The 17301-nt window shown below is 44.0% G+C and carries 32 protein-coding genes; 17 read left to right on the plus strand and 15 right to left on the minus strand.

Features of this window, described 5'->3' with window-relative positions:
• Window positions 1-11: 11 nt before the first annotated feature.
• The 5 genes from DV434_RS09575 to DV434_RS09595 all read right to left on the minus strand — a co-directional run bounded on the left by DV434_RS09575 (window position 12) and on the right by DV434_RS09595 (window position 4222).
• Window positions 12-1469 (minus strand): DUF935 domain-containing protein, encoded by a 1458-nt coding sequence (locus DV434_RS09575; protein WP_118785980.1) that lies wholly within the window; start codon window positions 1467-1469, stop codon window positions 12-14.
• Between the two features lie 97 nt (window positions 1470-1566).
• Window positions 1567-3063 carry a terminase large subunit domain-containing protein gene (locus tag DV434_RS09580; RefSeq protein WP_005661689.1) on the minus strand — a complete coding sequence of 499 codons (1497 nt, stop codon included), beginning with the start codon at window positions 3061-3063 and terminating at the stop codon, window positions 1567-1569.
• Window positions 3063-3605: a DUF3486 family protein gene (locus DV434_RS09585; protein ID WP_005661691.1), complete on the minus strand. Its 543-nt coding sequence runs from the start codon at window positions 3603-3605 to the stop codon at window positions 3063-3065. The genes DV434_RS09580 and DV434_RS09585 overlap by 1 nt, the downstream gene beginning before the upstream one ends.
• Window positions 3606-3614: 9 nt before the next feature.
• Window positions 3615-3917 (minus strand): hypothetical protein, encoded by a 303-nt coding sequence (locus tag DV434_RS09590; protein WP_005661693.1) that lies wholly within the window; start codon window positions 3915-3917, stop codon window positions 3615-3617.
• Window positions 3914-4222, minus strand: a complete 309-nt coding sequence (locus tag DV434_RS09595) for a hypothetical protein (protein WP_005661694.1) — start codon at window positions 4220-4222, stop codon at window positions 3914-3916. The genes DV434_RS09590 and DV434_RS09595 overlap by 4 nt, the downstream gene beginning before the upstream one ends.
• Here DV434_RS09595 and DV434_RS10845 point away from each other — a divergent pair.
• Window positions 4215-4376 (plus strand): hypothetical protein, encoded by a 162-nt coding sequence (locus DV434_RS10845; RefSeq protein ID WP_005661696.1) that lies wholly within the window; start codon window positions 4215-4217, stop codon window positions 4374-4376. The genes DV434_RS09595 and DV434_RS10845 overlap by 8 nt on opposite strands.
• Here the strand turns inward: DV434_RS10845 and DV434_RS09600 are convergent.
• The 10 genes from DV434_RS09600 to DV434_RS09640 form a co-directional block, all read right to left on the minus strand.
• On the minus strand, window positions 4339-4596 hold the full coding sequence (locus DV434_RS09600) for a DUF2681 domain-containing protein (protein ID WP_005661698.1): 258 nt from the start codon (window positions 4594-4596) through the stop codon (window positions 4339-4341). The two genes, DV434_RS10845 and DV434_RS09600, sit on opposite strands and share 38 nt — an antisense overlap.
• Window positions 4593-4820, minus strand: coding sequence for a DUF2644 domain-containing protein (locus tag DV434_RS09605; RefSeq protein WP_005661700.1), 228 nt, complete (start codon window positions 4818-4820; stop codon window positions 4593-4595). The genes DV434_RS09600 and DV434_RS09605 overlap by 4 nt, the downstream gene beginning before the upstream one ends.
• Window positions 4804-5160, minus strand: a complete 357-nt coding sequence (locus DV434_RS09610; RefSeq protein WP_005661702.1) for a hypothetical protein — start codon at window positions 5158-5160, stop codon at window positions 4804-4806. Before DV434_RS09610 ends, DV434_RS09605 begins: the two co-directional genes overlap by 17 nt.
• Window position 5161: 1 nt before the next feature.
• A complete protein-coding gene (locus DV434_RS10850) occupies window positions 5162-5302 on the minus strand; it encodes a hypothetical protein (RefSeq protein ID WP_162836964.1) in 141 nt (46 codons plus the stop codon).
• Window positions 5303-5305: 3 nt separating this feature from the next.
• Entirely contained in the window at window positions 5306-5854 is a 549-nt protein-coding gene (locus DV434_RS09615) for an N-acetylmuramoyl-L-alanine amidase (protein ID WP_105872564.1), read from the minus strand.
• A gap of 84 nt (window positions 5855-5938) precedes the next feature.
• Window positions 5939-6991 carry a hypothetical protein gene (locus DV434_RS09620; RefSeq protein WP_005661870.1) on the minus strand — a complete coding sequence of 351 codons (1053 nt, stop codon included), beginning with the start codon at window positions 6989-6991 and terminating at the stop codon, window positions 5939-5941.
• 21 nt (window positions 6992-7012) lie between these two features.
• Window positions 7013-7234: an excalibur calcium-binding domain-containing protein gene (locus DV434_RS09625; protein ID WP_046067734.1), complete on the minus strand. Its 222-nt coding sequence runs from the start codon at window positions 7232-7234 to the stop codon at window positions 7013-7015.
• Window positions 7235-7244: 10 nt separating this feature from the next.
• Window positions 7245-8108, minus strand: coding sequence for a hypothetical protein (locus DV434_RS09630; RefSeq protein ID WP_046067733.1), 864 nt, complete (start codon window positions 8106-8108; stop codon window positions 7245-7247).
• A 29-nt stretch (window positions 8109-8137) separates the two neighbouring features.
• On the minus strand, window positions 8138-8503 hold the full coding sequence (locus DV434_RS09635) for a helix-turn-helix domain-containing protein (RefSeq protein ID WP_046067732.1): 366 nt from the start codon (window positions 8501-8503) through the stop codon (window positions 8138-8140).
• A gap of 193 nt (window positions 8504-8696) precedes the next feature.
• Entirely contained in the window at window positions 8697-8981 is a 285-nt protein-coding gene (locus tag DV434_RS09640; protein WP_005661862.1) for a hypothetical protein, read from the minus strand.
• A gap of 64 nt (window positions 8982-9045) precedes the next feature.
• Here DV434_RS09640 and DV434_RS09645 point away from each other — a divergent pair, with 64 nt between their 5' ends.
• The 16 genes from DV434_RS09645 (at window position 9046) to DV434_RS09710 (ending at window position 17210) form a co-directional block, all read left to right on the plus strand.
• Window positions 9046-9279 carry a DNA-binding protein gene (locus DV434_RS09645; RefSeq protein WP_032827590.1) on the plus strand — a complete coding sequence of 78 codons (234 nt, stop codon included), beginning with the start codon at window positions 9046-9048 and terminating at the stop codon, window positions 9277-9279.
• An 84-nt stretch (window positions 9280-9363) separates the two neighbouring features.
• Window positions 9364-9516, plus strand: a complete 153-nt coding sequence (locus DV434_RS10855; RefSeq protein WP_005661856.1) for a hypothetical protein — start codon at window positions 9364-9366, stop codon at window positions 9514-9516.
• Window positions 9513-9812 carry a helix-turn-helix domain-containing protein gene (locus tag DV434_RS09650; RefSeq protein WP_005661855.1) on the plus strand — a complete coding sequence of 100 codons (300 nt, stop codon included), beginning with the start codon at window positions 9513-9515 and terminating at the stop codon, window positions 9810-9812. The genes DV434_RS10855 and DV434_RS09650 overlap by 4 nt, the downstream gene beginning before the upstream one ends.
• Before the next feature lie 9 nt (window positions 9813-9821).
• On the plus strand, window positions 9822-10802 hold the full coding sequence (locus tag DV434_RS09655; protein WP_046067731.1) for a hypothetical protein: 981 nt from the start codon (window positions 9822-9824) through the stop codon (window positions 10800-10802).
• Window positions 10803-10811: 9 nt separating this feature from the next.
• Window positions 10812-12632 carry a DDE-type integrase/transposase/recombinase gene (locus DV434_RS09660; RefSeq protein WP_118811595.1) on the plus strand — a complete coding sequence of 607 codons (1821 nt, stop codon included), beginning with the start codon at window positions 10812-10814 and terminating at the stop codon, window positions 12630-12632.
• A 61-nt stretch (window positions 12633-12693) separates the two neighbouring features.
• The gene (locus DV434_RS09665) at window positions 12694-13866 is read left to right on the plus strand and encodes an AAA family ATPase (protein ID WP_118785981.1); all 1173 of its coding nucleotides are present in this window, start codon (window positions 12694-12696) and stop codon (window positions 13864-13866) included.
• An 8-nt stretch (window positions 13867-13874) separates the two neighbouring features.
• The gene (locus DV434_RS09670) at window positions 13875-14078 is read left to right on the plus strand and encodes a hypothetical protein (RefSeq protein ID WP_005640647.1); all 204 of its coding nucleotides are present in this window, start codon (window positions 13875-13877) and stop codon (window positions 14076-14078) included.
• Window positions 14071-14271 carry a hypothetical protein gene (locus DV434_RS09675; RefSeq protein WP_118785982.1) on the plus strand — a complete coding sequence of 67 codons (201 nt, stop codon included), beginning with the start codon at window positions 14071-14073 and terminating at the stop codon, window positions 14269-14271. Before DV434_RS09670 ends, DV434_RS09675 begins: the two co-directional genes overlap by 8 nt.
• Window positions 14272-14274: 3 nt before the next feature.
• Window positions 14275-14796 (plus strand): host-nuclease inhibitor Gam family protein, encoded by a 522-nt coding sequence (locus tag DV434_RS09680; protein WP_118785983.1) that lies wholly within the window; start codon window positions 14275-14277, stop codon window positions 14794-14796.
• Complete coding sequence (locus DV434_RS09685; protein WP_112082759.1) at window positions 14796-15017, plus strand: ANR family transcriptional regulator; 222 nt, start codon at window positions 14796-14798, stop codon at window positions 15015-15017. Before DV434_RS09680 ends, DV434_RS09685 begins: the two co-directional genes overlap by 1 nt.
• Complete coding sequence (locus tag DV434_RS10860) at window positions 15014-15172, plus strand: hypothetical protein (protein ID WP_192881522.1); 159 nt, start codon at window positions 15014-15016, stop codon at window positions 15170-15172. Before DV434_RS09685 ends, DV434_RS10860 begins: the two co-directional genes overlap by 4 nt.
• Window positions 15169-15576 (plus strand): hypothetical protein, encoded by a 408-nt coding sequence (locus tag DV434_RS09690; protein ID WP_118785984.1) that lies wholly within the window; start codon window positions 15169-15171, stop codon window positions 15574-15576. Before DV434_RS10860 ends, DV434_RS09690 begins: the two co-directional genes overlap by 4 nt.
• Before the next feature lie 44 nt (window positions 15577-15620).
• Window positions 15621-16100: a hypothetical protein gene (locus DV434_RS09695; RefSeq protein WP_118785985.1), complete on the plus strand. Its 480-nt coding sequence runs from the start codon at window positions 15621-15623 to the stop codon at window positions 16098-16100.
• Entirely contained in the window at window positions 16076-16450 is a 375-nt protein-coding gene (locus DV434_RS09700) for a hypothetical protein (RefSeq protein ID WP_118785986.1), read from the plus strand. Before DV434_RS09695 ends, DV434_RS09700 begins: the two co-directional genes overlap by 25 nt.
• Complete coding sequence (locus tag DV434_RS09705; protein ID WP_118785987.1) at window positions 16447-16833, plus strand: regulatory protein GemA; 387 nt, start codon at window positions 16447-16449, stop codon at window positions 16831-16833. Before DV434_RS09700 ends, DV434_RS09705 begins: the two co-directional genes overlap by 4 nt.
• Window positions 16833-17210 carry a Mor transcription activator family protein gene (locus DV434_RS09710; RefSeq protein WP_118785998.1) on the plus strand — a complete coding sequence of 126 codons (378 nt, stop codon included), beginning with the start codon at window positions 16833-16835 and terminating at the stop codon, window positions 17208-17210. The genes DV434_RS09705 and DV434_RS09710 overlap by 1 nt, the downstream gene beginning before the upstream one ends.
• Window positions 17211-17301: the final 91 nt, after the last annotated feature.

The raw sequence follows: 17301 nt of genomic DNA on the forward strand, positions 1-17301 counted from the left end.
GTAAATCTCCCCTAGCCCCTCTTTACTAAAGAGGGGGACTTCGCACGCTCATCTTCTACAGATTGTCGCCCTGCAAATTGTGCCGCCGTTGAACCCCACGCCAGCAGTTCGCCATATTCCGCAAAACTTAATTCAGGAATAAGGCTATCCAGCTGATTGCGGAAATCTTCAAGGCTTTCGGCTTGCCCTAATTGGTCGCGAATGCTTTGCAACCAATGTTCAACGTGGGCTTCGCCCTCTACTTCTAACTGTTCGCCGATGGTCTCAATCACGCTTTTCGGGATAGGTTCGGCAAAGTCGGCAGTGTTGGCAGATTTTTCCGCTTTTTCGACCGCTTGCATAATGATGTCACCGTCTTCAAAACCATAAGTGCGGTGGATATATTGCTCGGTAAAGCTCACGCCGATTTCAGTCAAAATCTTGTCACGTTCCGCCTGCAGTTTGTCAATGCTTTCTTGCTCGAATAGCTCGAAGGTTGGCAAGGTGTCCACGCTGAAATTGAGTTCACAAATCCACGCCAGCAACTGATTGAACACGCCTTCCACAAGGCTGGCGTCATCGTTGCGAATATCACGCGTCACTTCTAGCCCTGCGGTGGCAGAGGCTCGGTTAGCTTCCGCTTCAGTGGTTTGGTTTTGACCGAGTAACGCAATGGCGATTTCTGATTTGCAGTAACGTAAGAAATCATCGAATACTTGTGAGCTTGCCCCTTTGCTTGCACTTTCTTTTAAATCAATGGAACTATCTTCAGGAATGGCAGCTACGGCGGTTCCCAACATCTTTTCCATACTATCCAAAAGTTCATCAATTTCGTGAATTTGGGCTTGGCGTGGGTGTTTACCGACCAGCCACGGGCTGCCATATTTTTCCATAAATTCCAACCAGAATTTAAAGCCTCCTTTCTTAAACGTTGCCGCCCAGAAGCAGAGCGAGAGATCGCCCAAGCCATACGGGTTGATGTAGGTCGCATTTTGTGTGGCAAGCAACATTCGATAAGGCGGCAGTTCTTCGCCGTTGATGTTCTCTTTGGTACGAAGTTTAAGCTGGTTTTCTTCATCGAAGACGAACCACTCTTGCGTTTTGCCTACGATTGCCGTTGGCAACAGTAAGCCGTTCTCGCTTTCCCACATCACTTCCAACGCCTGATAACCAAACAACGTGGCATCAAGTATTTCACTGATGATTTGGCTCATCGGCAAGCGGTCGAAAAGTGCGGTTAAAATCTCATCCGTTTTTTCATTACCTGTCGGAGTAATTCGCCATTCCAGCCCCTTGATTGCCGCTTTGCGACGGCGAACACAGCCTCCAACGTGGCTGTCGGATAGGATTTCACGGTAAGCCGAAATATCCTTGCCCATTTTTTTCAGCACAGGATCAGGGTTCGGCAGGTAGTGCATAAACGACCAATAGTCAATGGCGTTGGCACGGCTGGCGATGACGCGGATTAGGTCTTGTTTTTTTGGTGTCATTGGCTTTCCTTATTTTTCATAATCCACAAAGGCGGCAAGCAATAAAAATACCCACCAACAGCGGCGGAAATGGTTAAAGTTACAAATGCGATCATGGTTAATATCCTTGCGTTAATTTTCGGCTGGCTCTTGGTTTGCGACTGTGGGCTTTCACAGGCAACTGCACCAACTGACGGCTAGCATAATGAGCAAGCAATAAAGAAATTGCGGTGTCGCCGTGGCGTTTGTTTTTGCCGTCTGCACTTTTGGTTCGTTTATCGGGAATGCGTGGCACGCCTTTCACCACTTGGAATGAACGCAAATCGGCAAGAATATCGGCATCTTTTGGAATGCTGTCGAGTTCGCCATCTTCGAGCGCGGCTTTAAATGGGGCGGTGTGTTCGCGATACCATTTTTCCGATAACTGCACGCAATCCACCAATGAGCCGAAGGCATCACGAGCAGCTTCAGCTAAATAGCCCCCATTCCCACGTGCATCAAAAGCTGCACCGGCAAAGCGTGGCAAATGCTTGAGAATAAACAGCACAATTTGTTCTTGTTGCTTGTAAGGCATATTGCCCAGCTCCACAATCAATCGAACGCTTTTGGTTAAGTTTTGCTGTTGTGCTAACACCACAAAGGACGTCATATCGCCACTGCGAGCAAAGTCTTCGCCTAAAAAATGTAATTGCGTTTCATCTAAGGTTTGCAAAATCGGCTGAAGCGTGGTTTCGCACCAATCCAGCATTTCCTGATAGCGTGTCGGCTCAGGTACAAGGCTAAAGCCATCTTTTGCCGTCATTCGGATTACGGGCGTGTTTTCGTTCATTTGGCGTTCAATCAACGCTCGTGAGAGCCATAAGCCTGTGCCGTTTTTCGGCACGCAATAGTATTCTTCTTCCGCATCTTCTTTGGTTGCCGTGTCATTGAGTAGGTTTTCTTTCCATTCTGCTTCTTTTTCGGCTGTCCATTCTTGCTTGCTGACTTGGCAAATACGTTGGTATAACCCTTCAGCACAGGCATCATCAAGGGTAATCGTATGCACTGAGTAGCGTTTTCTGCCTACCCGACTATCTAAAATCAGCTCATTGAAAAGGTTGTCCGCACCGTTGTGGGTAGAAATCAACCGCACTTTTGCACCCCACATAGTGAGAGCAAGAGCGGCTTTTAATACTTCCGCAAGGTATTCGTGAAAGGCTGCTTCATCAATAACCACCACGCCTTGCATACCACGTAAGTTTTTCGGGTTGCTGGAAAGGGCTTTTACTTTGAAGCCTGATGCAAAATAGATTACATAGGTCAGAATGTCCTTATCTTCATCTTGCAACACTTCTTCTTGAATTTCGCCTGCTGCATAGTTAAACGCCCTTGCCCACATTGCCACCGCGTCAATAAATTCACGTGCCATTTCCTTGTTTGACCCAATGTAGAACACATCAGAGCCACCATCTTTTTTAGCAAGGCTGGCAATCAAAGCATCATCAGCAGCTTCTGCCCACGTCAAACCTGTTCGACGAGATTTTTCGGCAATTTTGAGCTGGGATTTATCTGCTATCCAACGTTTTTGATAGCCCAACAGTAGCTCGTTTGGGTCAAAGGGAATGAGATCTTTCACTATGCAATACCTAAAATTTGCTGTTTGATTTTGTCGGCAGTTTCGGCTGATAAGCCCGCCTGAATAACAATTTTTTCCGTTTCTTCAGCAGCAAGCTCTGCTCGTTTTCTTACATCGGCTTGATAGACTTTGAGCTTAGTACTTGCTTGAATGAGTGATGCCACATTTTTGCCTGCAAAACTTAGGGCTTGGAATTTCTCCATCGGGGTCATCTCATCATCTTTGGCTTCTTCAATATCGACCAAGGCATCAAATAAAGACGACTGCAACATCCCCATCAAGGCTTCACTGCGTTTATCTTCCTTATCTTCTGCGCCTTCAGCGATAATACGTGCGGCTTCGGTACTATCTTTGATTGCCTTAAAGCGGCGTTCAATTTTTTGCCCATAGCGATGAATTGCCGACTTGCTGATTTGGTAGCCTTTTTCACGCAGTAGGTTTTCCAGTTCGACATAGCCGGAAAAGCCATTCTCGGTTAAGGCACGCTCCAGCCAACGGCGGACATCTTCAGGCAGTTTTTCAATACTTGAGCGAGGTGCCATGATTTCCCCCTATGCCCAATACTTTTCAGGGCGTGCAATTCCTGCTTGGCAGTCGATGGTGTATTCCACAATATCCACGCCCAAGCGGTTAATATCGGCAAACCACACGCCGTGCGGTTGTTTGGTCAGTTCCACCAGTTTGCGGTCGGAAAGGTATTCCAACTGCTGGCGGATTTCGTGCGGCGTGACATTTGGGTAAATGCCTGCCATCACATCACGCAAAAATTGTTCGCTGGTGGTGTATGGCATCGCTTTGTGTAAAGTATTGAGCAAGTGCCAACGCATACCTTCTCGGCGGGCTTTTTCCATCATTTTGCACTCTCCATTTTGTATAAATCACTTAAGGTTTTGTGTAGGGCATCCATTTTGGCTTCCAACACTGTTTGTCCGCGAATGTAGTCATCACGCAGGACATAAACGAGCGGCAGACTCGACTGCATTTGGTTGAATTGCTTTTCCAATTCTTCCACTTTGTCGTTTACTTTGAGCTGGTTTTGGTGGCGTTCACTCAAACTGTTTTGAAACTGCGATACTAAAATCTTGGCAAAGCCAAAACAGCAACCAAGAAACGACAACAACAACCCGACCAAGTGCCAAAATTCCACGTTAATGGTCATTGTTCGTCTCCTTGCAGATTTCCCGATAGGTCGCGTTATGCACCGCAATTTGACGGAGCGTTTCGGTGGTATCTTGGCGACTGGCTTTGATTATGCCAAAGCCCGAACAGCTGGGGTTAATCACGGAGATCGCCCGACTGTTGCAAGCGGTTAATGACATCATCACGGCGAGAGCCACGAGTGTTTTCTTCATTTTTCTTTCTCACTTCAAAATGTTTGACTTGGGTTTGAGCCACTGTCTTTTCCTGTTGCAGTTGCTCGTTTTGCTTAAACAAGCGGTCGATTTCCTGTTGAGCTTTGCGAATTTTGTAACAGGCAATCGCACCGCTGACCAAAACTACCGCAACCCCACCTAAAATTAAGTAAGCTATCATTCTTCTTGCCCCCGATTATTTAACGCATTAGCAAAACCTTTGGTCGCCACGCCACCACCGCAAAATAGGGCGAAGGTGTTAAAGAGTTCTCCTACATAGGCTCGGTCTAACCACACGGCATAAATCAAAATGCCAGCCATCAATAACGCCCCAAAAAATTGAATAAAGGCAGTGGTGGAAAGGCGACCGTTGTCGTTGGTAATCAACTCACTCAGTTTTTTCATTTTCTTTTTCCTTGTTGAAATAGTTTTGTTGGGCTGAAGCATAGCCAAAGAAAGTCAGGATACTTGCACAAACAAAGTAGCCGTAATATGCCAACATAATGCCAAGCAAAGTATTTGTGATCATTTCCCAATGATACTTAGCTTTGGTGTATTGGAATCTCGGCTTTGAAGAGCCAAAGAATATTGCCAATATCGCAAGTGCGGTCATAAAGTAAAAGAACCATTCATAGGCTTGTACAAGGTTTTTAATGCCTAATTCATTGGCAGAAATAAAACCACCGAAAATAATGATTTCCCATACCAAAGAGAAAAAGGTAATTCCGCGAATTTCTCGTTTCATTTTAGTAACTCCAGCGTAAGTAAAAGGCAGTAGCAGCGGTTGTGCCACCGTTGATTTTGCGATTTCGTTTGGCGTTGCTACTCATTCGCCAACCTCGTGTAAATTGCTTCTGATGATTTGGAAAACGTATTGATGCACTCATCGTTTATCCCTTAAATAAATGCTCAACATTCACGACCTCTTCGCTATCCAGCCAGCTCCACACATCAAAGCACGGGCAGTCTTTAATCCATTCGTTTGGGCTGATTGTGCCGTCGCCGTTGAGGTCGGGGCTTAGATCACGATGTCCACAAATGCGAGCACTGGGATATTTGGCTTCTAATTGGCGAAGCAAGTGGTGCAGAGCTTTCCATTGGGCTTCCGTATATTCGCCGTGATTGCGTTTGTCTTTGGTAATACCGCCGACTAAGCAGATGCCAAGGCTGTTTAAATTATGTCCTTTGACGTGTGTGCCTGTTTCGCCCTCTTTACGACCAGTTTCAACTGTACCGTCGGTATCAATCACGAAGTGGTAGCCGATATGTTGTAAGTGCGGATTGAATTGCTTGTAATTGCCAGCTAAACGCTGAAAGCCACGCTGTTTGTGCCAGTCATCAATGCGTTGAGCAGCGGTTTGGGTAGAGGTGCGAAGTTGCTTGCCGTTTTGAGTGGCTGAGCAGTGGATCACGATTTTGGTGATGGGTGAGGTGTGCATAAAAAACTCCAGTTATAAAGGATTACTTGATAACTGGAGTGTACTGAATATAGGTGGGAACTGATTTTAAACTGGTTTAGATAATTATTTTTGCTTTTGATGTAATACCGCTTTAATAATTACTGCATCACTAATTAAGCCATCTTTGACTTTCTGCTTAGCATTAATGGTTAATTCTACAGGACGTTTCTCAAAAGTACCGTTCTGAATTGCTTGCTTGTATTGATTTTCAAAGGTATCGTCTTGTACTTCCGCTGTTAGTTCATTTCCAGTTGTTTCATTCCTAATTTTTACCTTAAATCCGGTTTTTAGTTCGGTGTGAACAGTAATTATTCTATACATTCCATCTAAACGAACATCTTTAAACTCAGGTTGAATTTCTCTTGGTTTTGAAGCTAATACTTTAGCTTGCGCACCTGTTAGTGATACACCTTGAAGTTGTACCTTATCGGCATCAGACGCACTACGCAAAAATTCATTCTGTGTTTCTTGAGAATGTATTTTTATAGCTTCTAATGTTGGGTGTCGATCAAGTACCTTATTCACTATTTCTTTATTGGCTTCAAGTGTTTCTTTGGTTAATTCAGTTTGAATAGATATTGCCTGTATTAGTGCTTTTTCTGTTTCTTTTGTCGCAGAGAGTTCTCTTTGATGCTTAAGATCTCCCAAATAATCTTGGTAGAATCCTTCACCAAAATAAAGAACAAGAAATGTCATTATTCCTATTAACAAATATTTACTTGGCATTTTCGCTATAAGTGCTTTAAAAAGTTCAGTCCAATTTATACTACCGCCGTCACCAAATTCAGAACAACCTTCGGCAACCTTAATCACAAGCTCTAGTTGTTTCTTTTCTGCTTCAGATAAACGCTTTGGTTCACCATATACTGCAATAGCATACGCTCTATATATCCCTTCTTGAAGTTTTAAAAATGCCTTCATTATCGGTGGAGTGATTGTTGAATGATAACGTTCACCAACAACTTTCATTTGTATTACGGGCCAATCGATAAATTGAATATTTAGATTATCTAATTCGGGAAGCTCATCATCTGAAAGTTTTTTCAGAAAATCGTAAGCATCTTGTTCGTTACGGATAACGATGTCTAATTTATCGTTTTGTTGTTCAGTTGTCATCTTAATTCCTCAGTTCCTCAATTATTTCTTTATCTTCCCACCACAAATACTTTCACAAGGTACGCCGTCTTTGTCGCGGTCTAGGCTACTTACGTCGCATTGGGTAAGGTAGAAACGGGCTTCTTCGCAGCTATCCATATCTTTACAGGTGCGTTTGCCTTCGCATTGGAATTGTTCTTTAGCAAATACGGCAGCCGCCACGCCTAATAAGGCAAAAGCGGCATATTTGAGGGATTTTTTCATCTATACTTCCTTACTCGGCAGAGCCAACAGATGACATAATACCTACACCATTGATGAAGCCGACTTCATATTTCTTGCCGTTATAAATGAAGCTGTCTGATACACTTTTTTGCTCAGTGGTGAATTGTTCCGAAAGTGCGGTTTGTGTTTGAATAAATTTCTTTCCTGCTGTTTTCATTCCACCTTTACCTTCGGCAGCAGATAATAACGCTGAATTTGAGAATAGCATCACAAGGTTATCTGTAGTGTTTTGAGATGGTGTAATGATTGTTACAACACTGATGATATTATGCGTTTTCTTTTGCAAAGTGATATTCATAGCAAAATTATTTGAAAAAGAGTAACTCATTAGATCATAGTTATCATTTTTCTCAAATTTTGGCTTTTTAGGCATTTTGAATGGTGAACTCATTTCTTTAAAGTTTGTATTTACAATTTGAGAAAATTGAGAGAGATTCATACCAATATCGTGAGCCGGCTCTTCTTCTGCTTCTTCTTTAGCCGTTTCTGTTGCTTTTTCTTCTGCGGGTTGCTCTGCTGCTTTTGGTGTTTCAGCTACGACAGGCTCTTGCTTTTTAGGCTCTTCTGTTTTAGCTGGTTCTTCTGCTTTTGGCTCATCTTTTACCACTTCAGTTACTGTTTTTTGCTCCTCTTTAACAGTTTCTTTTGAGGCTACAACCTCTGTTTTTGTTTCAGTTGTTGCTGTTGCATCAGGCTTTGGAGCGATGATAATAGCACTGACTATCAATCCTAAAGCTCCGACTAAAAAGCCTGTAATGTGGCGAATGAACGCTCCTTTGCCCTTGGCTTTGAAATGTTTTGCAACTGCATACCAAAACACAACAAATAAGATGAGTGGAATAAAATTGATCATAATGGTTTCCTTATGGTTGGTAAAAAACTCTACGCTACTTTACGAGCCGTAAGTGCCGCCGCTTCCGCCAGAGCACTTGCGGTTTTCTCTATGGCTTCTTTGCCTTGCTCGTTGCTTTCTCGGTAGTCTTCGAGCAGGGTTTGTTCTGAGGGTGAAAGTTCATTATTCGGAATTTTTCCGATAAAAATATCTCCTATTCCAGCAATAATCCAATTTGCATTCACATTAAACTTGGTGATTAGTTCAAACATCAAGTCATCAGGCAGTTTTTGCTTACCTCTAATAACATCACTTAAGCGTGAAGCGGTCGTTTTTTCTAAAGCCTCTGCAAATTTTTCTGCACTTGAATAACCTAATTCTTTCTGTAATTGCTTAATTCTTGCCCCAATAGTCATATTTTTAGCCTTTTATCGGAAATGATCCGAAAATAATTTAGATTTTTCGGAAATTTCACTTGTTATTTCGGAATTATTCCGCTATATTTTACCACATCAACAACAAACGAACCATAAAGCAACAGAAAGAAGGAGGTGTTTATGTTCAGCCGTTTATTGATTTATTTTTTGAAAAAGCCACAGGTGGCGAAGGTTATTCGGGAGATTGCTCGCCCGCCTGGCGAGCCATTAAATCTGCAAACGTCTTTAGACGATTTTGAACAACTTCTGGCACGCGTCCTTGAACAGCGAAAACGGCGTGGGTATCCAACATCTCTCGAATAACTTGGCTCACAGCTTGTTTTTCCTTACTGCCTAATGCGGCAGAAGCAACAGTATTTAGTAAGAGAGATTGAGTAGATAAAAGAAGTGTGAGTTCTTCTTGCTCGGTTCTTAATTGTTCAATTTCGTTTTTTAATTCGGCAATCTGATTTTCCATTTTTTGTTCCTTAGCAAATAAAAATTGATTGCCATAATTTACCACAAAACAACACGGAGAAGAAATGACAAACAAGGTATTTCACCCCTTGCCGTATCCGCAAACGCTAGAGAGTGCAAGGGCTTATTTCTTACTGCACGGGATTAACCGTAGCGAATGGGCAAGGCACTTTGGTGTGGATCAGCAAGCGATTTCCGATTTACTTCGCGGACAGCTGAAAGGCACTTGGGGCGAAGCCCATAAAACAGCGGTGTTGTTGGGTTTAAAGCCTAACCCAGACCACAAAGCGGCGGCTTAATCACGCAACCTGCTCTTTAACAATTTGGAAAAAACAGCGAAAAATCTAACCGCTCTTTATTTTAGAAAACAATAGGAGAACAAGATGAAACTGTTAAACAGACTAATGAGTTACCTACTCAGAAAACAAGGTTACAAAGTAATTGACCCAATTACCCAAATTGATTTATCCACGCCAGCGTTTATGCGTGATCCGAATGTGGTGGCACGGTTGAAAGAGAAAGGATTTTTACAATGAAAGAGAAAATTAACGGCACGCAGCGTGCGTTGCGGATTTTAAAAGCCCTGAAGGGGCGAACGATGGACGGCTTAAGCAACAAAGATTTGTGCGAAGCGATTGATGAAACGCCGGTGAATATCACTCGTGCCACGGCGATTTTAGAAAGCGAAGGCTTTTTGCGCAAATTGCCCACAGGCAACTGGACACTCAGTTTTGCCCTGCTCAACCTTGCGGTGTGCTATGAGCAAGATATGCAGGCAGTGAATGAGCGATTTAATGAAATGCGACACCGTGTGGCAACAGGCGGTTTTTAGGAGTAAGCGATGACAGATTTAAGATTAAGTGAACAGCAAGATGCGGTGGCATTGGCAAGTAAGGCAATGACACAGGATAAGGCTCAGGCTTATGAATTGGTGGGAATGTTAAAGGCATTTGATTTTACTCAAAAACTCGTAACGGTTACGACTTTGAAGACAATCAATGAAATCAAACAATCTAAGCAATATAAAGGGTTAGAACTATTAAATAGAGATGGAGAACTCGTAACGGTTACGAGTTTTAAAGATTTTTGTACTGCACTTGGCTTTAGCGTTGAAAAAATTGATGCCGATCTTTTAAACCTAAATACATTAGGCGAAGAGTTCTTTGAAACTAGCCAACGCCTCGGCTTAGGCTACCGCGAAATGCGAAAACTTCGCCAACTGCCTGAGGAAGCTCGTACGGAGATTGTGGAGGCAGATTATTCGGAAGCGACAGATAAAGAAGATTTGATTGAGAAAATCGAAGATTTAACCGCAAAACACGCCAAGGAAAAAGAAGCCTTACAAGCCCAGTTGAAACGCAAATCGGACGATTATGAAGCGCAAGCGAAAGTGCTTGCCACCAAAAACGAGCGGATTAACCACTTAGATTTGGAGCTAGCGAAGAAAACCAAAGCGATTGAAACCCAAACGCCTGAACAACGCGGTGGCGTATTACGCGAAGAAGCCGCTGCGATTTCTTACAAAGCAGAAGCCGTGCTACGAGGGCAAGTATTCCAAGCCTTTGAAGCCTTAACCGCTCACACGGAAGCCACAGGCATTGACCACAAGCAGTTTATGAGTGGCGTGCTTGCCGAGTATCAGTTGATTTTGTCGGAACTCAAAGAACGCTTTGGCTTAGATGATACACCAAGCGGCGAAGCCTTACCTGAATGGGCGCGAGAAGATTATCAACCTGACGGCAAGTTAGATGAAAGTGTAACGAGCATTTTGGACGAGATTGAGCATGATGCTCACATTCAAGATGCGGAAGTGGTGGGTTAAGGAAATGCAATGGCAATACTACCGAGCGTTCTCGCCCAATATGCCGAGCGTGTGGAGAAAGCAGGCTTTGGCGAGAAGGAAAAAATTATTGAAGAAGGCTGTGCATTCACCGGTTTAAGCCGAGCCACCTTTCTTCGGCAAATTAAACCCTACCGCCCAGCGAGTGGTCGCAAAGTGCGGTCAGACAAGGGGAAACATCAAATGGATGCGAATGAGCTGAAATTGATTAGTGCCGCCTGGTTACACCTACGGCGCAAAAACGGCAAAACCATGGCAACGTTGGAGCGGATTTTGGACATATTGCGCGCCAATGACAAAGTGAAAGCGGAGTTTGTGGACGAGAAAACAGGCGAGGTTCGCCCTTATTCGGCAAGTTCAGTGGAGCGTGCATTACGCAATGCCAATTTGCACCCTGACCAGCTGTTACGCCCTGCCCCTGTGGTGCAGTTGCAAAGCCGACACCCGAACCACGTTTGGCAAATTGACCCGTCTTTGTGTGTGCTGTATTACCTGAAAGAGACTGGCAAAGGCAATGGGTTGTGCGTAATGGAAGCCGAGCAATTCTACAAAAACAAGCCAGCGAATGTGGTAAAAGTCGAACCACAGCGGGTGTGGCGGTATGTCATTACCGACCATGCGAGTGGCGTGATTTATGTGGAATATGTGTATGGTGGTGAAACGGCGGAGAACATTTCTGAAACCTTTATTAACGCCATTCAGAAGAAAGAGAACCCTGCCGAGCCATTTTTCGGTGTGCCGAAAATTTTGATGTTCGACCGTGGTTCTGCCAATACGTCACAAATGTTTACACACTTGCTGAACCAGTTGGACGTAAAAATTGAAGTGCCGAAAGCTCACAATGCCCGAGCCAAAGGGCAAGTGGAAAAAGGCAATGATATTGTAGAGCGTCAATTTGAAAGTGGGCTGCGGTTTATGAATGTGAGTGGCTTGGCAGAGTTAAACCAGCTTGCTCACCAGTGGATGCGGTATTTCAACGCCAAAGCGGTGCATAGCCGCCACGGTATGACCCGTTATTCCGCGTGGCAGAAAATTCACGCTAAGGATTTAATTTATCCACCCAGCCGTGAGATTTGCCAAGAACTGATGATTACTGCACTCACAGAACGCTTGGTGACCGATAAGTTGGAAATCAGCTTTAAAAATCACCGATATGATGTACGTGATGTACCTGATGTGAAAATTGGCGAGAAAATCACGGTGGGCAAAAATCCTTATCGCCCTGAATGTGTGCAGGTGCACTGCTTTGAGCAAGTGTTTGCTGATGATGGCACGATGAGCCTGAAACCTTACTGGGTGGTGTTGGAGCCTGTGAAAATCAACGAACTAGGCTTCCGTGTGGATGCTGCAATCATCGGCGAAGAATACAAAGCCCACCGCAAAACGGCATTTGAAACCAACAAGGAACAGGCGGAGCAACTGGCTTATGGTGTGGAAACCGAAGATGAGTTGAAACGAGCGAAGAAAGCCAACAAACCATTATTTAATGGGGAGATCAATCCATATCAACACATTGAGAACACGGACTTAAATTGGTATATGCCGAAAAAAGGTCAAGAACACGAACTCACCACCAACGCCCGACGGGTGGAGCAAAAACCGATGTCGGTGGTGGAATTTGCCAAAAATGGCAAGGCTCGCTGGGGTGAGTTGTGGAACGGTGAGTGTTATCAATGGGTGAATGGCAGATACCCACAAGGCGTGCCGCCACTTGAAGCGGAACGGCTGTTGAGCTTAGGGTTTGAAGATTTTAAAGCGGAGTTTGTGGCACCAGAGCCTAAAACCTCGCATTTGAAATTGCTTGCCGCTTAACCACCAAAATCTCCCCTAACCCCTCTTTACAAAAGAGGGGGACTGATTGAAGGAGCATTTTATGCTGAAGTTAAAACAGGTGCTGATTGATAAGGGCGTGAGCTTAAGGCAGTTAGCACAGATGATGAATGTGTCGCCTGCAACCATTTCTCAGTTGATAAACCATAATCAACGGGTGCGGGAGTGGGCGGCATTTGAGAAGAGTTTAATAGCGTCTTTGCAAAAGATTGGGATAAACCAACCGCTTGCAACGCTATTAGAAAAGGAAGCGACAGGGGAAAGTTTGGCGACCGAGCCTGCCGCTTCCGCCCTTAAAACCAAACGAGAAATTAAGGACGAGATTATGTTACTCGCAAAACAGGCTTTATTTCCAGCCACTAAGAAACATTTTTTATTACCGATTGACCCTTTTTCCGTCGATATTCGCTCGGCTGATGAAGTTTTCGTCACCAGCGACATTCGTTATGTGCGGGAGTCGCTTTATCAAACCGCCAAGCACGGTGGTTTTATGGCGGTGGTGGGTGAAAGTGGTGCAGGTAAATCCACACTCAGACGGGATTTGATTGACCGCATTCGTGCCGAAAACGCTCCGATTGCGGTGATTGAGCCTTACATTATCGCGATGGAAGACAACGACATCAAGGGCAAAACGCTCAAAGCAGCCCATATTGCCGAAGCGATTATTTCCACCCTTGCCCCACTGCAAAGCGTGAAGCGTTCGCCTGAAGCACGTTTTCGCCAGTTGCATCAAGTGTTGAAAGAAAGTTGCAAATCAGGCTATTCCAACGTGCTGATTATTGAAGAAGCGCACTCGTTGCCGATTCCAACCTTGAAACACTTAAAACGCTTTTTTGAGTTAGAAGATGGTTTTAAAAAGCTGATTTCCATTGTGTTGATTGGTCAGCCTGAGCTGAAGTTGAAACTTTCTGAACGCAACACCGAAGTGCGTGAAGTGGTGCAACGCTGTGAGGTGGTTGAACTCGCCCCACTTGATGCAGAGTTGGAAAACTATGTGGCGTTCCGCTTAGCAAAAGTGGGCAAAAAACTCAGCGATATTTTTGAAGAAGACGCGTTTTTAGCGGTGCGACAACGCTTAACGGCGGTGGGACGAAATAAAACCACCACCAGCTTGTTATATCCGCTCGCAGTAAATAACTTGCTAACTGCGGCGATGAACTTGGCAGAAAGTTTAGGTGTGCCGAAAGTGAACGGCGATGTAGTGATGCAGGTTTAGGGGGCGATATGAGAAAAACAACCTTAATTTTAACCGCATTTTTGTTGGCTGGCTGTGATGATGGAATGATACAAAAGCAAACGTGGGCGTATGCCGAACTTTGTATCAGCGGTGTAGTTTACCTCCGCTCTCCTAATGGTAGCCTAACCCCAAAAATTAACGCAGATTTTTATCCTTATACTTGCCAAAAAGGAGTAACAAACAATGGCTAAAAAACTGACCGACATTACCGTAACAATGAACTCTGATTACGATAATAAATTATTTCTAGAAGAATACGAAACAGCAACGGCGGATTGGACGGAAGAAGAACGAGCTGGCTTACCAGTATCTGAAATTGCATCTATCTTTAAACACGAATTTTCAGATGGTTCTGTTGAATATATTTTTAAAATTAAGGAATAAAGAATGGCTAAACGAGCAACACGAGTAAAAAGCGAAGTACAAGAAATTGCCTTGCAAACCCAAGATGAAGTGGCGTTGGCGATTAAACAAATTGGTGATTTGGAGCGTGAGCAGGTGCGATTGACCACCCAGCAAGCAGACGAGAAAGCAGCGGTTGATGAAAAATACACGGCGCAATTGACTGCGCTGAAAGAACAAGTAAAGCCGTTACAAAAAGCGGTGCAAGCGTTTTGTGAAAGTCGTCGTTTAGAACTCACTAACGGAGGCAAACAGAAGACGGCTTACTTTACCACCGGCGAAGTACAATGGCGCGCCAAACCGCCTGCAGTGGTTGCCAAAGGCATTGACGGCATTTTAGAAAGCCTGCGCAATTTGGGGCTTTTTCGCTTTATTCGCACGAAAGAAGAGCTCAATAAGGAAGCGATGCTTGCCGAGCCTGATATTGCACGCTCTATTTCGGGCGTGACCATTCGCGAGAATGTGGAAGAATTTGTCATCAAACCGAATGATGAGGAGGTGCGCTAATGGGGCGAAGACCGAAAATCGACCGCGATGTTCTAGAAGAAGCCTATCGCGAAGCAACGGAAACCGCAGCAGCAATGGAACGTTCGGGCAATTATGCCCGAGCTAGTGAATTGTGGGGAGAAGCAGCAAAGCAAGCGGTAACACTCAAACAACGTGAGTGGTGCAACACGCGCAAAACCTACTGCAAAACATGGCAAGGTAAACGGGAGAAAAGACAATGATTTCCACACTAGAAGCCTTAAAAATGCAACTTCGCCAAGCGATTATTCAGCTGGAACAGGCTGAAAAATCACTGGATAAAGAACAGATGGAATACGCCAAAGTGTATGTAAGTAATGCGAAAGGGATTTTGATGAAAATGGGGGTAAGACTGTGACAAACCATTATATCTCTATCATCAACATTGAACTTGAACCAACAAAAGACGATTTAATGTTCAAAATAGGTATTAACTATAAACCCAAGCCACCGAATGCAGTAAGCAATATTGTGACTGATTTAATGGCTACAATGCCAGTCATTCTAACAAAAACATGGAATGATATGATTAAGTTAGCTCCCGAAATTGAAAATGGTTTTATGGCTACGCTTCACTTTGATTTCTTTCGAGATGAAGATGGGGATTGGGCAACTAATGGGCATATCGATAAAAAAGAAGGCATTGATCCATTATTGATGGGATTAGCAAAAATGATTTTTACTGATGATCCTGTTATTCAAAAAATACTGGAAACAAATGAAGAACCTAAATATGTTCAACATTTTGATCCAACTTGCTAACTAAACCGCCTTCGGGCGGTTTTCTTGTATTAGGAGAACCGAAAATGAAAGTGAAATGTAGTGCGTGTGGAGCGTTGCATTCGTTGGACGCGTTGATTGCCAACAAAGCTGCCAGCGATGCGTTAAATGCGGCATTGTTGGTGAGTGGTGAGTTAGGCGAAGCCTTAATTCGTTATTTGGGGCTGTTTCGTCCTTCGAAAAGTTCGCTCACGTTCGACCGTGTGGCAACCTTGCTGGGCGAACTCACACCGATGATACAGGCTAAGACTATCAAACGTGATGGGCATGAGTTTCCTGCACCGCCTGAGGCGTGGATTTATGCCATTAACCAAATGATGGCGAACCGTGTCAATTTTACCCTGCCGATGAAGTCGCATGGTTATTTGTTGGAAATTATTGCAGGCTACAAGCCTATCGGCACAGCGGTGGCTGTGCAAAATCCTGAGCAAAATCGACCGCTTGCAAGTAATAAAATGAACGCAATTAAAGGAGCATTGGAATGGGGCAAAACAATCAATGGCTAAAACCTGTGCTAGCTCAAGGCGTGGCAATGTTATTGCTGTTACGCCTAAAAAATTCGCCAACGGAAGATGTGATACAGCCAACACTGGAAGCATGGTATCGGGTAATCACTTATAAAAAGTCGTGGGATATGGAGCTGGATAAGGTGCGGTTTGAGACAGCATTTATGACACTTGGGCAAATTTGTGATTGGTTTCCTACGCCAAAACAACTGCTAGAAGCCTTGCCACAGCGTGAATATCCTGAGCTTCCGCCACCACCGCCAAAAAGTGTAGAAGAAATGGCACAGGAAAAGGCACAAGCGGAAAGTAATTTACAAAGATTGAAAGCAATTTTAAGGGGGAAACGATGAGAAAACGATTATTACAACTGGTGCATATTGGGAAAAGTCAGTTAGGAATGGACGATGAGACTTATCGAAGTCTATTATCTCAGCAATTCTACCAAAATTCTGCGAAAAATATAAGCTATTCAGAGCTAGTGAAACTGGTCAAAATACTGCAACAAAAAGGTGCAAAAATTCGCTTACCAAGAGATACACCGCAACTTTCTGCCGTTCAGCGGAAATTGTGGGCGGTTTGGAAGGCTACAGCCGATGAAAGTACGTCTGCAGCGTTGAATGCGTTTGTTGCTAGATATTATGCGGACGTTGCAGACTGGCGTGAGCTGGATAGTGAGCAAACGGTATCTATTATTGAGCAGTTAAAACAGTGGAAAAAACGAGTAGGTAAATGATGAACGAAGCCAAATTTGACAATAATGACTTTCAAACCAAAGCCCCTGATTTATTGGCAGATTTGGCGAAATATACGGTGATAGCGGTGCGTGAATGTTACCCTGAAATGGACGCGGAAACGGCGGAAAATATCGGAATGATTGTGGCTTTGAAAACAGGCTATAACTGGGGCGGTTTGAATGTGTATGTGCCGAAATCAATGTCGCTTTTCGCCTGCGAGCGTGAAAAACAAATTTTCAACGAGTTCACGGGCAATAATCACGCCTACCTTGCTAAGAAGTATGGTTTATCTTTGCAATGGATCTACAAAATCGTCAAACGCGTGCAGAAAGAAGAAATTGCCAAACGACAGTTCGATATGTTCGCTCAATCCTAAAAAACAAACCCAGTGACCGTAAAAAGTCGCTGGGTTTTCTTTTTCTCTATGTGTAACTCTATTTCATTTCGCCTTTTTCATTTCTTCCCAC

Origin of the sequence: Haemophilus haemolyticus, assembly GCF_003493685.1 — a bacterium.
Taxonomy (GTDB): Bacteria; Pseudomonadota; Gammaproteobacteria; order Enterobacterales; family Pasteurellaceae; genus Haemophilus; species Haemophilus haemolyticus_O.